This window comes from Streptomyces sp. NPDC000345, from assembly GCF_042898825.1.
Lineage (GTDB): Bacteria > Actinomycetota > Actinomycetes > Streptomycetales > Streptomycetaceae > Streptomyces.
On record NZ_JBIAZE010000002.1, the window covers coordinates 111,336 to 130,644 of the forward strand.

At 72.8% G+C, this 19,309-nt stretch carries 14 protein-coding genes; all 14 read right to left on the bottom strand.

Translation table 11 applies throughout. The features are described from left to right. Nucleotides 1-4 precede the first annotated feature (4 nt). The 14 genes from ACFY30_RS05145 to ACFY30_RS05210 are packed head-to-tail and all read right to left on the bottom strand — an operon-like array spanning nt 5 to nt 19,309. On the bottom strand, nt 5-1,288 hold the full coding sequence (locus ACFY30_RS05145; protein WP_390843780.1) for a DUF4910 domain-containing protein: 1,284 nt from the start codon (nt 1,286-1,288) through the stop codon (nt 5-7). Beyond that, complete coding sequence (locus ACFY30_RS05150) at nt 1,276-2,301, bottom strand: NAD-dependent epimerase/dehydratase family protein (RefSeq protein WP_390843781.1); 1,026 nt, start codon at nt 2,299-2,301, stop codon at nt 1,276-1,278. Before ACFY30_RS05150 ends, ACFY30_RS05145 begins: the two co-directional genes overlap by 13 nt. Nucleotides 2,302-2,304: 3 nt before the next feature. Then, a complete protein-coding gene (locus ACFY30_RS05155; protein WP_390843782.1) occupies nt 2,305-2,952 on the bottom strand; it encodes a PIG-L deacetylase family protein in 648 nt (215 codons plus the stop codon). Beyond that, nucleotides 2,949-3,755 (bottom strand): glucose-1-phosphate cytidylyltransferase, encoded by an 807-nt coding sequence (locus tag ACFY30_RS05160; protein WP_390843783.1) that lies wholly within the window; start codon nt 3,753-3,755, stop codon nt 2,949-2,951. The genes ACFY30_RS05155 and ACFY30_RS05160 overlap by 4 nt, the downstream gene beginning before the upstream one ends. Continuing rightward, on the bottom strand, nt 3,752-4,987 hold the full coding sequence (locus ACFY30_RS05165; RefSeq protein WP_390843784.1) for a methyltransferase domain-containing protein: 1,236 nt from the start codon (nt 4,985-4,987) through the stop codon (nt 3,752-3,754). Before ACFY30_RS05165 ends, ACFY30_RS05160 begins: the two co-directional genes overlap by 4 nt. Beyond that, nucleotides 4,984-6,234 carry a glycosyltransferase gene (locus ACFY30_RS05170; RefSeq protein ID WP_390843785.1) on the bottom strand — a complete coding sequence of 417 codons (1,251 nt, stop codon included), beginning with the start codon at nt 6,232-6,234 and terminating at the stop codon, nt 4,984-4,986. The genes ACFY30_RS05165 and ACFY30_RS05170 overlap by 4 nt, the downstream gene beginning before the upstream one ends. Before the next feature lie 2 nt (nt 6,235-6,236). Further along, nucleotides 6,237-7,484, bottom strand: coding sequence for an O-antigen ligase domain-containing protein (locus ACFY30_RS05175; protein WP_390843786.1), 1,248 nt, complete (start codon nt 7,482-7,484; stop codon nt 6,237-6,239). After that, a complete protein-coding gene (locus ACFY30_RS05180; RefSeq protein ID WP_390843787.1) occupies nt 7,481-9,007 on the bottom strand; it encodes a right-handed parallel beta-helix repeat-containing protein in 1,527 nt (508 codons plus the stop codon). The genes ACFY30_RS05175 and ACFY30_RS05180 overlap by 4 nt, the downstream gene beginning before the upstream one ends. A gap of 8 nt (nt 9,008-9,015) precedes the next feature. After that, complete coding sequence (locus ACFY30_RS05185) at nt 9,016-10,992, bottom strand: alginate lyase family protein (RefSeq protein ID WP_390843788.1); 1,977 nt, start codon at nt 10,990-10,992, stop codon at nt 9,016-9,018. Beyond that, nucleotides 10,992-13,187, bottom strand: a complete 2,196-nt coding sequence (locus ACFY30_RS05190; RefSeq protein ID WP_390843789.1) for a bi-domain-containing oxidoreductase — start codon at nt 13,185-13,187, stop codon at nt 10,992-10,994. The genes ACFY30_RS05185 and ACFY30_RS05190 overlap by 1 nt, the downstream gene beginning before the upstream one ends. A gap of 26 nt (nt 13,188-13,213) precedes the next feature. Continuing rightward, the gene (asnB, locus tag ACFY30_RS05195) at nt 13,214-15,139 is read right to left on the bottom strand and encodes an asparagine synthase (glutamine-hydrolyzing) (protein ID WP_390843790.1); all 1,926 of its coding nucleotides are present in this window, start codon (nt 15,137-15,139) and stop codon (nt 13,214-13,216) included. Nucleotides 15,140-15,142: 3 nt separating this feature from the next. Then, a complete protein-coding gene (locus ACFY30_RS05200) occupies nt 15,143-16,690 on the bottom strand; it encodes a Wzz/FepE/Etk N-terminal domain-containing protein (RefSeq protein WP_390843791.1) in 1,548 nt (515 codons plus the stop codon). Beyond that, entirely contained in the window at nt 16,687-18,063 is a 1,377-nt protein-coding gene (locus ACFY30_RS05205) for a Wzz/FepE/Etk N-terminal domain-containing protein (RefSeq protein WP_390843792.1), read from the bottom strand. Before ACFY30_RS05205 ends, ACFY30_RS05200 begins: the two co-directional genes overlap by 4 nt. Further along, nucleotides 18,053-19,309 (bottom strand): glycosyltransferase family 4 protein, encoded by a 1,257-nt coding sequence (locus tag ACFY30_RS05210; protein WP_390843793.1) that lies wholly within the window; start codon nt 19,307-19,309, stop codon nt 18,053-18,055. The genes ACFY30_RS05205 and ACFY30_RS05210 overlap by 11 nt, the downstream gene beginning before the upstream one ends.

Genomic DNA, 19,309 nt, shown 5'->3' on the forward strand with positions numbered 1-19,309 from the left:
CGCGTCAGGCCTTGATCAGCTCGGCGCCGTGCAGGGCACCGGCCGCCGCCGCGACGGTGTCGAACGGCAGCCCCGCCCGCTCGGCGACGTCCAGCAGACTGTGCTCGCCGTCGGAGAGGCTGAGCACCCAGAGCATGGCCATCTGGGCCTGCTTCGCGTCGCTGCGGCCCCCGAGCGAGTCGTACAGCCCGCGCCGGCCCAGCTGTGGCTCGCCGTAGGGGCTGAGGTTGACGTACCGCCGGTTGCGGTCGAGGACGGCGAACGCCTCGCGGCAGACGGCGAGCGTGTCCGCCATCGCCTCCGGGGAGACGAAGTCCAGGTCGTCCGCCGAGGTGTGGTACTCGGGGTAGCCGGCGTACGGGGTCCGGCTGAGCGAGCCCACCCCGAGATCGAACCCGGGTGAGCAGAACTGCCGCTCGTCGTAGCCGTACGGGGTGAACTCGGTGATGTGGTGCGGGCGTTCGGAGGCGGCCAGCACGTGCCGCATCACCCGGTCGATCTCCGCGTCGCCGCGCCTGCTCCGCTTGTACGTCAGCCGGCCCGGGTCGCCGGCGCAGGCCAGCACCAGCCCGTGCTTGACCCGGTCGACCCGCTCCGCGTTGCGGGCCAGCCAGGTGATCGCGCCGATGGTGCCGGGCGCGAACAGGAACCGGTAGGTGTAGTACGGCGTCCGCTCCGCCAGCGCCCGGGCCAGGAACACCGCCACCGCGATGCCGGCCAGGTTGTCGTTGGCCAGCGAGGGGTGGCAGACGTGGCAGGAGACGATCACCTCGTCGGTGACCTGCCCGGGGACCACGTGCTCGGCGTAGGTGAGGTGGCCGTCGGCGAGCGTGGAGTCGATGCGCACCTCGTACTCGCCGTCCGGGAGCGCGTCCAGGGTCTCCTGGGCCAGGCAGAACCCCCACTCCGGCTTGTAGTAACTCGTGCGGTACGGAACCCAGCTGGGGTGGTCCGGCAGGGTGTGCAGATGTCCGCGCAGCTCGGCCAGCGGCATGGTCGCCGACACGGGCACGCTGTAGCCGAGCACGTGCAGGCTGGACGCGGCGAAGTCGACGACCCGCCGGCCGGCGGCGTCGGCGATGTACGCGTCCCGGATGTTCCACTCCTGCGGCACCGTCCAGTCGAGCACCTGGGTCCCGGTCGGCACCTCGTGCACCCGCAGCGGGACGTACTCGCCGACGATGTCCAGGGTGGCGCGCACCCCGTCGCCGGTGATGCTCCGGCACAGCGGGTACAACCGCTCCACCAGCGCGTACATCTCCTCGCCGGCCGTGGTCATCGGCGCCACCGCAGGGTGTCGTCGACGGCGCCCGCGTCGGTCGCCGCGCGCAGCACGGCCAGCCGGGTGAAGCGTCGCTCGAAGTCCTCCCGGGTCAGCCCGTGTTCGCGGTAGGCGTCGGCGAGTTCGAGCGCGCCCTGCTTCACCGTCCACTCGCAGTCGAAGCCGGGAATCGCGGCGCGGAACCGGGAGAAGTCCACCCGGTACGACCGCGGATCGGCACCGTTCTCCCCGGTGATCACCACCTTCGCGCCGGACACCGCCTCGGCGACCTGCCCGGCGATCTCGGCGACCGTGACGTTGTTGGTCTCGCTGCCGATGTTGAACGCCCGGTCGTGCACCGCTTCGCGCGGCGCGGTCAGCGCGGCCGTGAAGGCCCGTGCGATGTCGGCGGCGTGCACCAGCGGGCGCCAGGGGGTGCCGTCGGAGAGGACGAGGACCTCGCCGGACAGCAGCGCGTGGCCCACGAGGTTGTTCAGCACGATGTCGGCGCGCAGCCGGGGGGAGTGGCCGAAGGCGGTGGCGTTGCGCATGTACACCGGGCTGAAGTCGCCGTCGGCCAGCGCGTGCAGGTCGTCCTCCACCCGCACCTTGGACTCCGCGTACGGCGTCACCGGCCGCAGCGGGGCGTCCTCGGCCACCAGCTCGTCGCCGCCGGCGGCACCGTAGACCGAGCAGGTCGACGCGTACAGGAAGCGCCGCACTCCGGCGTCGCGGGCCAGCCGGGCCAGCCGCACGGACGCGTGGTGGTTGATGTCGTAGGTGAGCTCCGGCGCCAGCGATCCCAGCGGGTCGTTGGACAGCGCCGCCAGGTGGATCACGGCGTCGACGCCGGCCACGTGGTCGGGCGTGACGTCGCGCAGGTCCACCCGGTGCCCCGGGGGGTCCGCGGGCACCGGGCCGAGGACGCAGTCGGCGAACAGGCCGGCGTCCAGGCCGACGACCTCGTGCCCGGCGGCCGCGAGGACCGGGGCCATCACGGTGCCCAGATAGCCCTGGTGTCCGGTCAGTAGTACGCGCAAGGTTCAACCCCCCAGGTTGAGAGTGAGTTTGGTGACGGCGAACGCCTCGGCGTAGCGCGCGTGGCATTCGATGCCGCGGATCCTCGCGAGGCCCAGGAAGGCCTCCCGGTCGTACCAGGGCCGGTGCCGCTGCGAGGGGTAGTGCTCCTGCAGCAGCCGCACCTTCTGTTCGGCGATCTCCGGCGACAGCGGCTGGTACGCGGCGAGGCGGCCGAGATCGCCGTCCCACTTGACGATCTCGTAGCCGAGCACGAGGTGGTCGCGGAACGCGGTGGTCACCAGCTTCGCCAGACCGCGGTGGTCCTGGTGCGCGTCATCGGTACGCGGGGCCAGCACCAGAGCGGGCTCGGTCTGCGCGCGCAGCTCCTCGACGGCGGCCTTGGCCTCGTCCCAGTGCGCGGGCAGCCGTCCGTCCGGCAGCTTGTGGACGGTCAGCCGCAGGTCGGCGTCCGGGCAGAAGGCGGCGAGCGCGGCCCGCTCCTCCTGCTCGCGCTCGCCGCCCCCGCCGGAGAGCACCAGCGCGTCGACGCGCACACCCGGCCGCGCGCGGCACAGCGTCAGCAGCGTGCCGCCGGCGCCGATGGCGATGTCGTCGCAGTGCGCGCCCACCGCGACCAGCCGGTCCAGGCTTTTGGCGCTGAGCTGGATCATGCGCTCACCCCGGCGTTCGACCCCGCGCCGTCCCGTTCCCACACGGCCCACGGGCGGTCGCCCCGGGCGTAGGCGTCGTCGAGCGCGGCCCGCTCCTTCACGGTGTCGGTCGGTTTCCAGAAGCCGCGGTGCTGGTGCGCCACCAGCCGCCCCTGCTTGGCCAGACGGGCGCATCCGTCGGCGACCAGGTCCCCGTTCTCCGGGATGTGGTCGAAGACCTCCTGGCGGAGCACGAAGTAGCCACCGTTCTCCCACAACGGCAGTTCGCTCACCGCGGTGATGCCGCCCACCAGGCCGTCCTCGCCCAACTCCACGCAGTGGAACGACGACTGCGGCGGCACCACCATCATCGACGCACCCGCGTCGCGCCGGGCGAACCGTTCGATCATCTCCGGCAGCGGGGCGTCGGTGAGGACGTCGGCGTAGTTGGCGAGGAACATCTCGTCGCCGTCCAGGTGGTGCCGCACCCGGCGCAGCCGCTCCCCGATCGGTGACTCGATGCCGGTCTGCGCGAACGTGATCGTCCAGTCCGAGATGTCGGTGGACAGCAGCTCGGTCCGCCCGCCCCGCAGGACGAAGTCGTTGGACGTCGTCTCCTCGTAGTTGAGGAAGAAGTCCTTGATGTGGTGGGCCCCGTACCCGAGGCACAGGATGAACTCCGTGTGCCCGAAGTGCGCGTAGTAGCGCATGACGTGCCAGATCAGCGGCCGCGGGCCGACCATCGCCATCGGCTTGGGCACGTCGTCTGCGGCACCGCTCCGCATCCGCATCCCGTAACCGCCGCAGAACAGTACGACCTTCATGACGTGACCTCGACGATGCTCAGTTCCGGTATGGGAAAGACCAGCCGGCCGCCCCACTCGTGCACGAAGGACAGCTGCTCGACCAGCTCGGCCCGCAGGTTCCACGGGAGGACGAGGACGTAGTCCGGTCGGTCGGCGGCTATCCGCTCGGGCGGCAGGACCGGGATGCGGGTGCCGGGGGTGAACCTGCCGTGCTTGTAGGGGTTGCGGTCGACCGTGTACGGGAGCAGGTCGGGCCGGATGCCGCAGTGGTTGAGCAGGGTGTTGCCCTTGCCCGGGGCGCCGTAGCCGACGACCGTCTCGCCGCGCTCGGCCGCCTCGATCAGGAACTTGAGGAGGTCCCGGCGCACCTTGGCCACCCGGGCGGAGAACTCGGTGTACCCGGACAGCTCCCGCAGCCCGGCGGCCTTCTCCCGGTCCAGCACCTCGGCCACCCGCGCGCTGGGCTCGCCGGCCACCTCGGCCGGCCGGGCCCACAGCCGGATGGAGCCGCCGTGCGTGGGCAGCAGTTCGACGTCCACGAGCGCGAGGCCGCCGCTGGCCAGCGCCCGGATCGCCGACGCGACCGTGTAGTACTGGAAGTGCTCGTGGTAGATCGTGTCGTACTGGTTCTCCTCGATCAGGGTCAGCAGGTGCTGCACCTCGATGGAGACCCAGCCGTCGTCGGCGACCAGGGCGCGCAGCCCCTGGGTGAACCCGACCACGTCGGGGATGTGCGCGTACACGTTGTTGGCCACGACCAGGTCCGCCGGGCCGTGCTCGGCGCGGACGGCCGAGCCGGTGTCCGGGGACAGGAACTCCGTGAGCGTGGGCACCCCCGCCTCCCGTGCCGCGGCGCCGACGTTCACCGACGGCTCGATGCCGAGGCAGCGGATCCCGCGGTCCACCACGTGCCTCAGCAGATACCCGTCGTTGCTCGCGACCTCGACCACGAAGGCGTCGGCGCCGAGACCGAGGCGCCGTACGGCGCCGTCGACGAACGTGCGCGCGTGCTCCACCCAGGAGGTCGAGTAGGAGGAGAAGTACGCGTACTCCTTGAACGTCTCCTCCGGTGTGATCAGCGGCGGGATCTGCGCCAGCCAGCAGTCGGTGCAGACCCGCAGGTGCAGCGGGTACGCCGGTTCCGGCCGGTCCAGTTGGTCCGCGGCGAGAAAGCTCTCGCATGGCGGCGTCGCCCCGAGATCGACGACGCTCGCCATCGCTTCCGAGCCGCAGAGTCGGCATCGTGTCATCTGCTGTCCCCATCCCCCCCGCTCGCGCGGGTGTCCCCGCCGCGAGCCAGTGCTGACCGACCCGCGATCGCGGTGCGGTACCCCTCCACCAGGCGCTCCAGGCCGACGGCCGGGCTGAAACCCCGCTCGTAACGGCGCCGGGCCTCCTGGCCCATCTCCCGGTTGCGGGCCGGCTCGCCCGCGATCCGGCGTATGCAGGCCGCGAGCGAGGCGGGCTCGCCCGGCCGGTGCAGCAGCCCGGTCACCCCGTCCTCGACGAGTTCGACGAAGGCGCCGTGACCGGCGGCGACGGTCGGGACCCCGGCCGCCATCGCCTCCACGACCACTAGGCCGAACGCCTCCAGCCACGTCGAGGGAGCCACCACGGCGACCGACCGCGCGATGGCCTTCCGGCACTCCGCCGGGTCCAGCAGGCCGACGTACCGGACGTCGTCGCGGCCCGCCGCCCAGGCGGTCACCTCCCGCTCCAGCGGCCCCGTGCCGGCGATCACGAGCGGCACGCCCACCCCGCCGACGGCGGCGATCTCGTCCCACGCGGCCATGAGCAGCCGCACCCCCTTGGCCTCCGCCAGCCGGCCGAGATAGAGCAGATGCTCTCCGGCCCCCGCTCGGCGTTCGCCCGGCTCGGGTACGAAGTTGTGCTTGACCGCCAGCCGCTCGGCCGGCATGCCGGACCGCACCAGGACCTCGCGCTGCGCCGCGGAGATGCAGAAGAACCGCTCCACGCCGGACCACCACCGCCGCCGGTTGACCGACAGGCTGACCGCGAGCGGCACCGTCGCCAGCCGGGAGTTCCGGTAGCAGCCGTGCCGGACGGCGGGCAGCGGCGTCGACCCGACGCACTCGGTGCACGGCCGGCCGTCCCGCTGCAGTGTGCCGGGCGGACAGACCTGGGTGTAGTTGTGCAGCGTGGCGACGACGGGCACGCCGGCGTCGGCGCAGGCGGCCAGCACCGCCGGCGACAGGAGCGGGAAGACGTTGTGGACGTGCACCACGTCCGGCCGCTCGGCGCGGAGCCGGGCGGCGAGCTCCGCGCGGACCCCCGGGTTCCAGGGCACCAGCAGCGGGACCGTCGCCTTGCCCAGCAGGGACCGGGCGGCGATGTCGTCGCTGCGCCGCTCGAACACCCCGACCCGGTGGCCGGCCCCGCGCAGCAGCTCCACCTCCTGGTCGACGACCTTGTTCTCCCCGCTCGGCTGCGCCGAGGCGTAGCGGTTGTGCACCACCAGGACGTGAACACCGTCCATGCTCAGGCCACCTCCGATCTCCGGGCCCATCGCGGGACGGGCCGTCGAGGGACTTCGGGCGTCGAGGGGGGAGCGGCCGCCGCGGGTGCCGCCAGCAGCGAGGCGGCCACGGCCAGGTGCAGCAGATACGGCGAGGCGTCGCCCAGTCCGGCCTCGGTGTACGACGCGATCGCGCAGTAGCTGATCAGGAAGATCGCGCAGGCCCTCGACAGCGACGGCGGGCGCAGCAACGCGACGCCGCCCAGCACGATGATGATCGCCGCCACCAGGGCGATGCCGGTCATGCCCTGCTCGTTGTAGACGGCCAGCCAGCTGTTGTCGATCGGCAGCCCGCCGAACGACTTGTCGCCCAGGCCCGTGCCGAACAGATGCTCCGAGGTCGTCCGGGGTGCCGCCAGCAGGGCGTGCCAGACCTTGGCCCGGCCGGTGAGGCTCGCGAAGTTCTCCTGGCTCTGCCCGCGCAGGAACCACGCCTGGAGCGCGGAGCTGAAGCCCACCGCGGCCACCGCGGCGCACAGCACCGCCCAGGCGAAGACCCTGCGGGCGGCGGCGCTGGTCAGGACGAGGGAGGTGATCGCCAGCACCAGCGCGATGATCAGACCGAGCGTGGCCGTCCGGGTATGGGTCAGCGCGAGCAGGACCAGGGAGGGCACGATGACCACCGCCGCGCTTCTCCGGTCGGTCCGGCGGCCCAGGAGGAGCAGCACGGTGAGCCCGATGATCACCGCGGCGTACTGTCCGATCTGCGGCGGGGTGAGCGGCCACAACGCGCCGACCAGCCGCCCGCCGTAGAGGTCGGGCAGGGCGGCGCCCGGTGAGACGACCAGGCCGGCGGCCACCGACCCGAGCACCGCGAAGTACATCCGGATGTGGTGCCGGACGAATGTCGTGCCGCCGTCCCACCAGCGGCTGAGCAGCCACAGCGTGCCGGTGAAGAGAGCCAGCCGGGCGCAGCGGAACAGCGCGCCGAGCCCGGCCCCCTGGTCCACGCTGGAGATCAGGCTCGGCACCAGCAGCAGGGTGAGCAGGAACACGTAGGCGCTGGCCCGGATGCGCACCCGGGGGTTGACCACGAGCGCCAGCGCGAACGCGGCGACCAGCGAGCCCATGGTGACCATCTGGATGAGGGAGCGGGGCAGCGGGACGATGGTCCTCGCCCCGGCGGAGCCGAGGGTGTTGAGGACGAGCAGCCCCCAGACCGTCCCGACGATCTTCGACGTGTGGTCCGTGTCGGTGTCCGCGGACCTCATCTCAACCACCCGCCCTTCGCACGGAAGGTGCTGCCCGCGTCCTGCCGGTACGGCGTGTCCCGCCACTGCTTGAAGCCGACCGTCCGGCTCGCGTCGTGGACGACGAAGGTCCACGGTCCGACGTAGACGTTGTGGTGCCAGCGGTTGTGCTGCCCGCCGGTGATCGCCTCGGCCACCCGCTCGCCCTGGTACGGCGACCAGTCCGGATAGGTGCCGTAGTTGGACAGCACCGCCATCCGGTCGCACATCACCGTGCAGTCGACGACGGACTTGTCCAGCACGAAGCGGTTGTCGTGGATGTCCACCCGCTGGGTCTTCCACCGGCAGTCGGAGTAGAGCGGTGCGTCGGCGATGGCCGGCTGCGCGCAGCGGTCGGTGTTCTTCACCAGCAACGTGCAGTCACCGGACGAGGTGTTGGCCGGGCTGTTGCAGAACCGGTCGGCGTTCTCCCACAGGGTGATCCCGGACCAGTTGTTCTCCAGCACGTTCCGGTAGATCTCGATCTTGTCCGTGCGGGCCCGGATCCGCGGTTCGCCGCCGGACTCGGAGAGGTAGACGGTCGCGAACGGGAAGCTGTCGCCGTCGGCGGCGTCACCGCGGGCCTCCACCCAGTTGTTCCGGCGGATCGTGTTCTTCCGGACGACCGCGTTGTAGCTGATCTCGTAGATCAGCGCGGCCCCGTCGTTGTCCTCGATGAGGTTGTCCTCGATGAGGAAGTCGTTGTTGTTGGTGTCCGCCCACAACCCGGCTCCGCGGTTGTCGTGCACCCAGTTGCCGCGTACGTCGGCGCCGTCGACGGCCCAGAACTTGACGCCTCCGCTGCACCCGCAGTCCGGCCGCCGCCGCTCCCAGTCGTCCGTGTTGTTGCCCACGATCTCGTTGCCCTCGACCACCAGGCCCCTGATGCCGTCGGCGGCCTTGTACGCGTTCATGCCGTACTGGCCGTTGTCGCGCAGACAGCTGGCGCGGACCTGCTGGCGGGCGCCGGCCATCAGCCCGGCGCCGGAGTTGTCCTGGATCGTCGCGTGCTCGATCACCCACCCGTCGGCCGAGTCGTGGTTGACCACGCCCTCGTCCCTGGGCGCGACGAAGCGCTGCACGGTCAGATGGCGGATCGTGACGTCGCGGGCGGTGCCGCCGAACGCGTACTGGTTGCTCTTGCGGCCGTCGAGCACCGCGCCCGGCGCGCCGAGGTAGACGTCCCCCTCCTTGGGGATCACCTGGTCGTAGCGGTCCGACATGAGCGTGTGCGTGCCCGGCCGGAGCCAGAAGGTGGTGTGCGGGGGGCTGCTCTCGGTCTTCGCGGCCAGGTCGCCGGGCACCGCCGGGTCGACCGTCACCGCGCCCGCCGGTGCCTTCGCCGGCCCGGCCGCGGGCTCGGCGCACACCCGGGCCACGGCCGTGGACGGCGCGGCGGTCGGCCCCGGCCGCGGGCCCGGCGCGCTGTCACAGCCGGTCGCCGCCAGCAGGACCAGCGCCAGCGGTGCCGCCGGCCATGCCCGGTGCCGCCACTTGCTCCCCACACACCCTCCTAGCCGTGGAACCTGAGTACGGTGGTGAACCCCTGCGTGCCGTCGGCGAAGCCGGTGCCGATCAGCGTGGTGGTGGGTTCCTTGCGGCCGAAGCCGGCGGAGTACCAGCCCAGGGGCGGGTCGCTCTCGCCGCGATGCGCCCGCCAGCTCAGCTGCCCGGGCAGGTCGAGCGACGCGGAGCGGTCCTCTCCGTCCCGGGCCCAGGTGAGCACGGCCCGGTTCCCCACCAGGTCCGCGGCGATGGCCGGGCCGAGGTGGAACGCCAGCTGCACGGCCCGGCGAGGGCCGCGCACCTCGTCGACCACCCTCAGCTCCCGACTCGCGGCCGTCAGTTCCACCCGGCGGCGGTGCACGGAGGGCCGGTATCCGTCGTGCTCGGCGCACCAGCGGGCCGTCCCCCCGCCGGGGGCGCCGGACGTGTCCGCGACCAGGACGCGGCTGCGGGCATGCCGGGTCCACAGGAACGGGCCGCCGGAGACGGACTGGTCGGCGCCGTCCAGCCGCAGGGTGTTGTGGCCGAGGGTCGACCGGAAGTACCGTCGCCACTCGGGCTGCCCGTGGTAGCAGTACGTCCCCGGGTCGGCGAGCACGTCGACCCCGTCGTGCCGGACCTCCACGGACAGCGCGTCCGCGTGGGCGTGCGCGGCGATGGACAGGAAGCCGTGCGGACCGGCGTCGCAGCGGCACCAGATCTCCGCCCCGTCCCGCGGACTCCGCAGGATGGTCATGCCCGCGTCGGCGAAATGGGCCGGCCGGTCCGCCGGGCGGGACACGGCCGGCGCGGTTGCGTCGTGCGCGTACGGCCGGACGAGCGCGGCCAGCAGCGGGGTGCGCACATCGGTGCCGGTCACCTCCGGCCACCAGGCGAGCCGGCCGAACACGGCGTCCCCGGTGGCCAGCAGCGAGGCCCAGCGGTCGGTGCCCGCGCCGTCCACGACCAGACCGTGCCCGTCGTCCGCGTCCCCCTGCCGCGGCGGCCGGAGCCGGCTGTCCACGACGGCCGCGAGCGCGTCGGTCATCCGCAGCAGCACCAGCCGGACCGTCGCGGGGACCGGCACCCCGGCGGCGTCCGCCTCGGCCAGCGCGGCCAGGCCTAGCTCCAGGACCAGTCCGTGGTACTCGGTGGCCAGCTCGCGGTTGAGGCCGGAGAGGAAGGTGTTGCCGCGCAGATGACGATCCAGCGAGCGCAGCGCCTCGGCCCGCCAGCGCGCCGAGGAGGGGAACCAGTCGAACGCGCAGGCCGCGGCGAACTGACCGGAGGCCTCGGCGATGACGTGGTTGTTCGCCGAAGAGCCCCGGCTGGGGAAGGCGGCCAGCCAGCGCTGGTGGTGCCAGATCTGGTTCACCGCCACCGGGTTGCCCTCGAACAGCCCGGCCGCGCCCGGCCAGCCGTCGAGCAGCCGGCGGATCCACACCCAGGACAGCAGCCGGATGCCCAGCTCGATGCCGCTGATCCAATGGACGCCGCGCAGCGGCGGGTTGGCCGACCACCACGACCGCAGGTGCTCGGCCACCCGCTCGGCGTACCGCTCGTTCCCGGTGATCGCGTAGGCGGCCGCGAGCCGGGTGAGGTACTGGTGCCGGGACGGCTCCCAGATCTGCTTGATGTCCCCGACCGCGTCCTCGCTGCGGTACGGCACGTCGAAGGCGTAGCCCGAGGGGGCCCGGCGCCCGGTCTTCGGGTCGCGCCACCAGTCCGGGTCGGCCAGGTCGTCGCGGACCACCCCGAAGAACTCGGCGTGCCCGTCCATCAGCCGGTCCGCCTCGGCGATGAGGCGTTTCGCGGCGTCGGCGGGTACGGCGGCGATCGTCCCTGCGGGCAGTACGGCGGTGAACCGGGCGCCGGTCACGCTCGGGCAGTCGGGCGGCGCCGACCGCCAGCGCCGTCTGCGCACCGTGTCGCCCACCCGGCCCGCGACCTCCTGCGGCCCCATCCGGGACAGCCGCCGGGGGTACCAGCCCACGCTCATGGTCATCAGGACCTCGCCAACGTCACCGGCACGCCACCGGCCAGGCCGGCCTGCACGGCGAGGGTGGCCGCCGTGGTGGCGACCAGCGACTCCAGCGGCACCGGCATCGGCCCGCCGGTCCGAACCGCCTTGATGAACGCTGCCAGTTCGGCGTTCTGGCCCTTGTCCCGCGCCTTGGGCAGCCGCGAACTGACCCACTTCTTACGGCCGTACACCGAGGCACGCACGAAGTCGTCGAGTCGCAGCGCGCGGCCGTCCGCGACCAGGTCCAGCGTCTCCTTGGGGAAGCCGGACGGGCCGGTGGTCACGTAACTGATGGTGGCGGTGGAACCGTCCGGGTAGCGCAGCACGACCTGCAGGTCCTCGTTGCCGGACGTGGCGGTCGCGTACACCGAGACCGGGTCCGCGTCGAGCAGCCAGCTCGCCGTGTCGATGAAGTGTCCGCCCTCGCCGGCGAACCGCGAGCCCTCGGTGCTCTGCCGGAGGTACCAGCTGCCGTGGTCCAGCCGGCCCGCGTTGACCAGGTAGCGGAGGTTCGCCGGACCGGTCCGGCGGCCGAACTGTTTCCTGGCCTCCTGCAGCAGCGGCGCGAACCGGCGGTTGAAGCCCACCTGGAGCCGGTCGTTGCCGGACTCCTCCACCGCCGCGAGCACCCCGGCCAGCTCGTCCCCGGTGAGCGCCAGCGGCTTCTCCACGAACACCGCCTTGCCGGCCAGCAGCGCCTTCCGGGTCAGTTCGGCGTGCGAGCTGTGCCGGGTGACCACGAACACCGCGTCGACGGACTTGTCGCCGAGCACGGCGTCGAGATCCGTGGTCGCCGCGGCGAAGCCGAACTTCCGCTGCGCGTTGGCCGCGGACAGCGCCGTCGTGGTGACGACCGTGGACAGTTCGACGCCGTCGCGCTGTGCCAGGTGCGGCAGCAGCATCGACGTCGCGTAGTTCCCCGCGCCGACGAACGCCAGCCGCACCGGTGTCCCGGCGGCCCGGCCCTGGACCGGCCCCGTGCCGCCGCGCCGCACCGCGGGCACGGCCACCGCCGGCGCCTCCGCCTCGGCTTCCTCCCCTGCCTCCTCTTTCTGCCCGGGGTACCGGAACAGCACGGCCACGGCCTTCAGGCCGCCGTCCTTCAGGCTCTGATACGTCTCGACGGCGTCATCGAAGTCGGCGATGTGCGAGACCAGGGGCTCCACGTCGACGCGGCCGCGGGCGACGAGGTCGAGGAAGCACGCCAGGTTGCGGCGCTCGGTCCAGCGCACGTAGCCGATCGGGTAGTCCCGCCCCTCCAGCTCGTACTGCGGGTCGTAGCGCCCGGGGCCGTAGGAGCGGGAGAAGCGGACGTCGAGCTCCTTCTCGTAGTACGCGTTCCACGGCAGGTCCAGGCGGCACTTGCCGATGTCGACGACCCGGCCGCGGTCCCGGCTCAGCCGGGCGGCCAGCTCGACGGGCTGGTTGCTGCCGCCGCCGGCGGCCAGGTACACCTGGTCCGCGCCATGACCGCCGGTGAGTTCGGCGACGGCGCTCTCCACGGCCGCCGAGGCGGGATCGCCGCAGGCCGCCGCGCCCAGACGCCCGGCGAGCTCACAGCGCACCGGGTCGGGGTCGGCCCCGACGACACGGACCCCCGAGGCGGCCAGCAGCTGCACCACCAGCTGCCCGATCAGCCCGAGGCCGATGACCAGCGCCACCTCGCCGAGCTGCGACTGGCCCTGGCGGACGCCCTGCAGCGCGATCGACCCGACGGTGCCGAAGGCCGCGTGCCGCGGCGCGAGGCCGTCCGGCACCGGGGCGTAGAGGTTCTTCGGCACCCAGTTGAGCTCGGCGTGCAACGCGTGCTCGTTGCCGGCGCAGGCCACGAGGTCGCCGGCCTTCACGTCGTCGACGCCGGCGCCGACCTGCTCGACCACCCCGCACAGCGAGTAGCCCAGCGGCGTGTAGGAGTCCAGCTTGCCCATCACCTTGCGGTAGGTGGCGGGCACCCCGTTGGTGGCCACGCTCTGCACGACCTTGGCCACCTGGTCGGGCCGGGAGCGGGCCTTGCCGAGCATCGACATGCCGGCCTCGGACACCTTCATCAGCTCGGTCCCGGTGGATATCAGCGAGTAGGCGGTGCGGACCAGCACCCCGCCCGGCTTGCACCCCGGCACCGGCACGTCCAGCAGCGCCAGCTCACCGCTCTTGTAGTTCTGCACGACCTGTTTCACCCGAAGTCCTCTTGTCTCTACGCCGTTCAGGGAGCGTTCCGGCCGGACCCGGAGGTCGCGCCGCGATACCAGTACTCGAGGGTCAGCACATGCCACAGATGCTTGGAGAAGTCCTGCTGCCCGGCGGCGTCCTCGGCGACCATGCGCGCCAGCGCGTCACGGCGCAGGAACCCGGAACGGACGAGCTCGCCGTCGTTGACCACCTCGCGCACCAGCGGAGCCAGATCCCGGCTCATCCAGGCCCGCAGCGGGGCGCTGAACAGGCCCTTGGGCCGGTACACGATCTCCCGGGGCAGGACCGAGGCCGCCGCCTCCTTGAGGACGGCCTTGCCCTGCCGTCCGGCGATCTTGCGGTTGCCGGGCACGGCGAACGCCGCCCTGACCACCTCGACGTCCACGTACGGCACCCGCACCTCGGTCGAGGCGGCCATGCTGGACCGGTCCGTGTAGGCGAGGTTCAGGCCCGGCAGGAACATCCGGGCGTCGCCCAGGCACATGCGGTTGACGAAGTCGTCGAGGTCGTTGTCCCGGTAGACGTCGGCATGCTCGGTCAGCACGTCGTCGACCGTCCCGGCCAGGTCCGGGTCGATCAGGGCGAGCAGCTCGCCGCGGTCGTACATGGTGTAGCTGCGCCGGAACGCGGTCTCCTCCGGCAGCTCGGCGAAGGAGAGGAACCGCTTCGCGAAGCGCACCGACCGGTAGCCCCGGCGGCTCGTCGCGACCGGCAGCCGGTCCACGGCCCCGGACAGGCCGCGCCGCAGGGGCCGCGGCACGCGCTGGTAGCGCAGCGCCAGCAGGTTGGCCAGGTGCTTGCGGTACCCGGCGAACAACTCGTCGGCGCCCATCCCCGAGAGCATCACCTTGACCCCGGCCTCCCGGGCGGCCGAACAGATCAGGAACGTGTTGATCGCGGCGGGGTCGCCGATCGGCTCGTCCAGATGGTGTGTCATCTGCGGCAGCAGGTCGAGCACGTTCGGAGCGATCTCGATCTCGTGCAGGTCGACGCCGAACCGCTCGGCCACCTGCCGGGCATAGCGCAGGTCGTCCGGCATCGCCTCGAACCGGGCGTCCTCGGCGCGGAACCCGATCGTGTAGGCGGAGATCCCGGGCCGGTCGCGGGCCGCCAGCGCGGTCAGATAGCTGGAGTCCAGCCCGCCGGAGAGGAAGGTCGCCACGGGCACGTCGGAGAGCAGGTGGCGGCGGGCCGACTCCTCGACGACGGCGGCGACATCCGGCAGCTCGCCGCTGCGGGCCCGCTCCCCGCCCTCGGCGGCGACGTCCCGCAGGTTCCAGAACCGGCCGCGCTCCGTCCGGCCGTCCGGCCGGCACCGCAGCCAGCTCCCCGGCGGCAGCTTCTCCGCCTCGCGGTACGCGCACCGTGAGTCCGGCACCCAGTAGTACAGCAGCGAGGCCACCAGCGCCGCACGGTCCACCTCCAGCGACCCGCCGCTCACGGCGGCGAGCGCCTTCAGCTCGGAGGCGAACATCAGACCCTCGCCGCGCCGGAGCAGGAACAGCGGCTTGATGCCGAGCTGGTCGCGCGCGAGCACCAGCTCACCGGTCCGCTCGTCGAAGATCCCGAACGCGAACATGCCGCGCAGCCGGGGCAGGCAGTCCGTGCCCCAGCGCCGCCAGGCCTCCAGCAGCACCTCGGTGTCGGAGGTACCGCGGAACCGCACCCCGGCCGCCGCCAGCTCGGCCCGCAGCTCGGGCGCGTTGTACAGCTCGCCGTTGTACGTCAGGACGAGGCCGCCGGAGACCATCGGCTGGGCGCCGGTCTCGGACAGGTCGATGATGGCGAGCCTGCGGTGCCCGAGATGCACTTCGCCGTCACCGGCGGGGTGGCCGTACCGGCCCGCCCCGTCCGGACCGCGGTGGGCGAGGGCATCGGTGAGCCGGTCGGTCACGACCTTCCCGTCCGGCCATCGGTACGTGCCTGCGATGCCACACATGTGCTACCGCGCCTCCTGGTCGCTGTCCGGGACTCGTGCCGCCCACATCGGCAGCCGCTCCCACCGCCGGCCCTCCCCACCTGCCTGAACGGCGTGGGAGGTACCACCGTCGTTCTGCCGGGCCGGCCGCTCGCTTCGGCCGCGCAGCGCCGTGCCCGGCCCGTCCCACAGCGTGCCGTCGGTCCGGTCCCGCGGATCGGGGTCGATCAGCACCACACCGATCACCGGAATGTGCTGGTCCGCGAGCTGCCGCGCCACGGTGTGCAGCCATGCGCCGTTGCCGTGCCCGGCGCGCACGACGAGCACGGTCCGGGTGCCGAGGTACTGGAGGTCGGTCCACGCCGTGCCGGGCGCCACCGAACCGACGCCGAGCCGGCGCTCCTGGTGCGACACGGCCGCGGCATCCTCGCCGGTGACCACGGCCGGGTCCCCCGGCTTCGGGCGGCGGCCGGTGAGCTGCCGGCCGGGCAGAGAGTCGACGACGACCACCGGCCCCTCCGCCGCCAGGGCCCTGGCGAGGTCCAGGGCGATCACGCTCGTGTGGCGCGCACAGCCCAGTTCCAGCAGCGACACGGGTTCCGCGGAGCCGCGCACGGCCCGGGCCAGGGACGTGGTGAGCCGTTCGCGTGCCGCCCGGACCCGGCGGCGCTGCCATCGCCCGGCCGACCGGTGGGGCAGCTCCGCGATGACCGAGGCGCCGAGGTTCGCGGCGATCTCCCGGCGCAGCACGGGACGGTCCGCCACCACCGCGCCGACCGCGGCCACCGCGAGCCCGAGGAAGAGCCCGAGGAAGAGCCCGATCGCGGCGTCGGTGGCGGCGGCCCTGGGCAGGGAGTGCCGCACCGTGTGCGGGGCGTCCACGATCTGCGTGCCGGCGACGAGCCGGGGCGTGCCGATGCTCGCCTCCGCGGCGCGCTGGCTGAAATCGGTGATCTGCGAGGTGAGTTCGGCCCGGCGGGCGTAGAGCGACTCCAGGTCCGCCGACGACTGCGGCCCGCTCGCCCGCGTTCCGTCCCCGATCGCCTTGTTGACCCGGGCCAGCTGGCCCTTCAGCTGGTCACGCTGGTCGAGCAGGGCCTTGGCCTCGGCGTCCGCGGCCTCCCGTATCCGCCGCACATGGTCCGTGACGAACGCGTCGGCCAACGCCTTGGCGCGGGCCACCGCTTCCGCGTCGCTGTCACCGGTCACGGTGATCAGCAGCACGTTGTTGGTGACACCGGTACCGCTGTAGTCCTGCATGAAGTCCTCGGCTTCTTCCCGGGACTCGAGGGACTTCAGGGCCTTTTCGGCGATCCGTGTGGTCTGCAGCAGCGCGACGTCGGTGCGGATCAGCGTTCCGGGGTCGTTCGGCTGGTCCTCCTCGTGCGCGACCAGCACCTTGGTCACCGCGGTCGGCGGCTGCGGCAGCAGGAACGCCGCCGCCGCGCCGACGAGCAGCCCCAGCAGCGCGAGGGAGCACCACAGGCGGCGCCGTCTGCGCACCGCCGCCACCAGGGCCTGCAGATCCAGCAGCGGAGCGGCCGACGGCTCCGGAGCCGTACTCGTCGTCACCCTGTGACCCCCGTCGCGTCGTCCAGCTCGCCGTCGAACTCCGCGAGCGCCGGTACGGCGGCCTGCCGACGGCGGCCGGCCGGCCGCGTCGCACGGACCGGACCGGCGACGACGATGCCGACCACCGCGTGCTGGGCGTCCGCACACGCCTCGGCGATGCCGGCGAGCTCCCCCGCGGTCCAGCTGCCGGCGCTGAGCACGACCAGGGCACCGGACTCGTGGCCGCTGTCGGGCACCATCGGCCGGGACACCGAGACCGCCACCGCCCGCGCCGGCGGATCGCTCCCGGCCTCGACGACGAGCTGCTCGGCGGCCCGGCGGGCGATCTCGTCCCCCTCGGGGAAGACGACCAGCAGCCGCCGCGGGGCCGGCAGCCGGTCCCGGAGACGGGAGCACACCCGCCGGTAGCGGATCTGCCGGCTGGCCTCGTCGCCGGACGTCTGCGGGGCCGGGATGTCCCACCGGACGTCGAGGCCGAGCAGCCGGCGGACCCAGGCCCGCGGGCCGCGGCCTTCCGGCCGGTGCGTGGGCCGTTCGACGGGTACGTCGACCGTACCCAGCAGCACCGAGCCCAGCGCCTCGGCGATCTCCGGCTCACCGCGCAGCCGGCGGCTCATCCGCGCGGCGGTGAGATGGCCGATGACCGCGAACAGGAAGAACAGCAGCGCTCCGCCGGCGATGAGCTGCGTCCGCGTCGGAGGTGCCTCGCCGGTGGGCCGGGCCGCCGACCCCATGACGACCATGTTCTTCGCCTCTTCGTCGGACGGGTCGGCCTGCTCCAGCGTGTTGATGGCCTCCCGCAGCGCGGTGCGCAGCTTCTCCAGCTCGGTGCGGGTCTGCACGCTCTCCACGGTCTGCCCGGGATCGGCGGCGTCGGCCAGCTCGCTGATGCGGCGGCTGGTGTCCTCCACGGACTGCTGGAGCGCGTCGAGCTCCGCCGCCGCCTCGGGGTCGGCGCTCTCGTTCGCGATCCGCGTGGCGTAGGAGACGAACTCCTTGGCCACCTGGTCGGAGAGCCGCTGTGCGCGCTCCGGGGTGTCCGCCGTGCCGGAGATCTTGATGATGTTCCCGTCGGTGGCCTTGGCACTGACCTGATCCCGCAGGTCGCTGCCGCTCACCCCGGCCCAGTCGAGCGTGGCGGCCGCGCGGTCGACCACCACCGAACTGGTCGCCACCTCCGTCTGGGTCAGCAGCTCGCGCTCCTCCCACGTCCCGGGCAGCAGCACCGACGCCGAGGTCGTGTAGCGCGGCGGGAACAGCAGGGAGGCGCCGTAGCCGACGAGCGCACCCACCAAAGCGAGGAGGGTGAGCAGCCGCCAGCGCCGACGGATAATCCGCCCGATCGTGACCAGGCGTATCGTGTCATCGCTCAATGGTGCGACCTTCCCCTGCCGGGTCCGGGTCGCGCGCGGGCGCCGGAGCCCGGTCACGGCAGGCGGCGGCGTAGGCGGCGAGCAGTGATCGCTGGGAGTTCCGCCAGGAGAGCGGCCCGTTGACCCGCTCCTGGCCGATCTTGCCCATGTGGGCCCGCTGCTCGGGATCGTCCAGCAGCAGCGCGACCAGACGGGCGAACTCGCTCTCGTCGTCGGCGGGCGCGTACAGCGCGGCGTCACCGGCGGAGACGCGCGCCTCCCGGAGGTCGAACGAGACGATCGGCCGGCCCATCACCATGTACTCCAGGACCTTGTTCATGGTCGACACGTCGTTGAGCGGATTGTGCGGGTCGGGGGAGAGGCACACGTCCGCGGTGGACAGGTAGCGCACCAGGTCGGCGTCCGGGACGCGCCCGGTGAACTGCACCTGGTCCGCGAGCCCGAGCCGCCGGGACAGTTCCACCATCGCGTCGAAGGTGTCGCCTGCGCCGACGAACACCGCGTGCCAGTCGGTCCGCCCGAACTCGTCGCGCAGCTTCGCGAGGGCCCGCAAGGCGTAGTCGACGCCGTCCTGCGGGCCCATCACGCCGAGATAGCACAGCAGATGAGGCTTGCCGCGCTTCAGCTCCGGCTCGGGCGGCACGGGGTGGAACCGTTCGGTGTCGGGCGCGCTGCGCACCACGAAGACGTCCTGTGGCCGCCGGCCGCCACGGCGCACCGCGACGTCCCGGTAGCTCTCGTTCGTGGCGAGCACGACGTCGGCGGCCCGGTAGGTCAGCCGTTCCAGCGCGCACACGGCGCGGTACAGCACGTCCTTGCCGCGGCCGAACCGGGAGAGGTACAGCTCGGGCACCAGGTCGTGCTGGTCGAAGACGAACCGCGCGCCGCGCCGCTTCAGCCACAGCGCCGGCAGGAACAGCAGGTCGGGCGGGTTGCAGGCGTGGACCACGTCGACCGGGCCGACCTTGCGGGCCAGCCGGGCCGTGTGCCACAACGCCGTTCCGTACTCCCGCAGGTAGCCGGCCGGCCCTCCGGTGGCCGCGCGCAACGGGTAGCGGTGGATCCGCACCCCGTCGATCACCGCCTCCGGCTCCGTGTCCCGCTTGCTCCCCCGCGGGCAGACGACGTGCACCTCCCAGCCCGCGTCGCGCAGCGTCGTGCACTCCTGCCACACCCGCCGGTCGAACGGCACCGACAGGTTCTCCACCAGGATCAGCGCGCGCCGGCCCCGGCCGTCGCCGCTCAT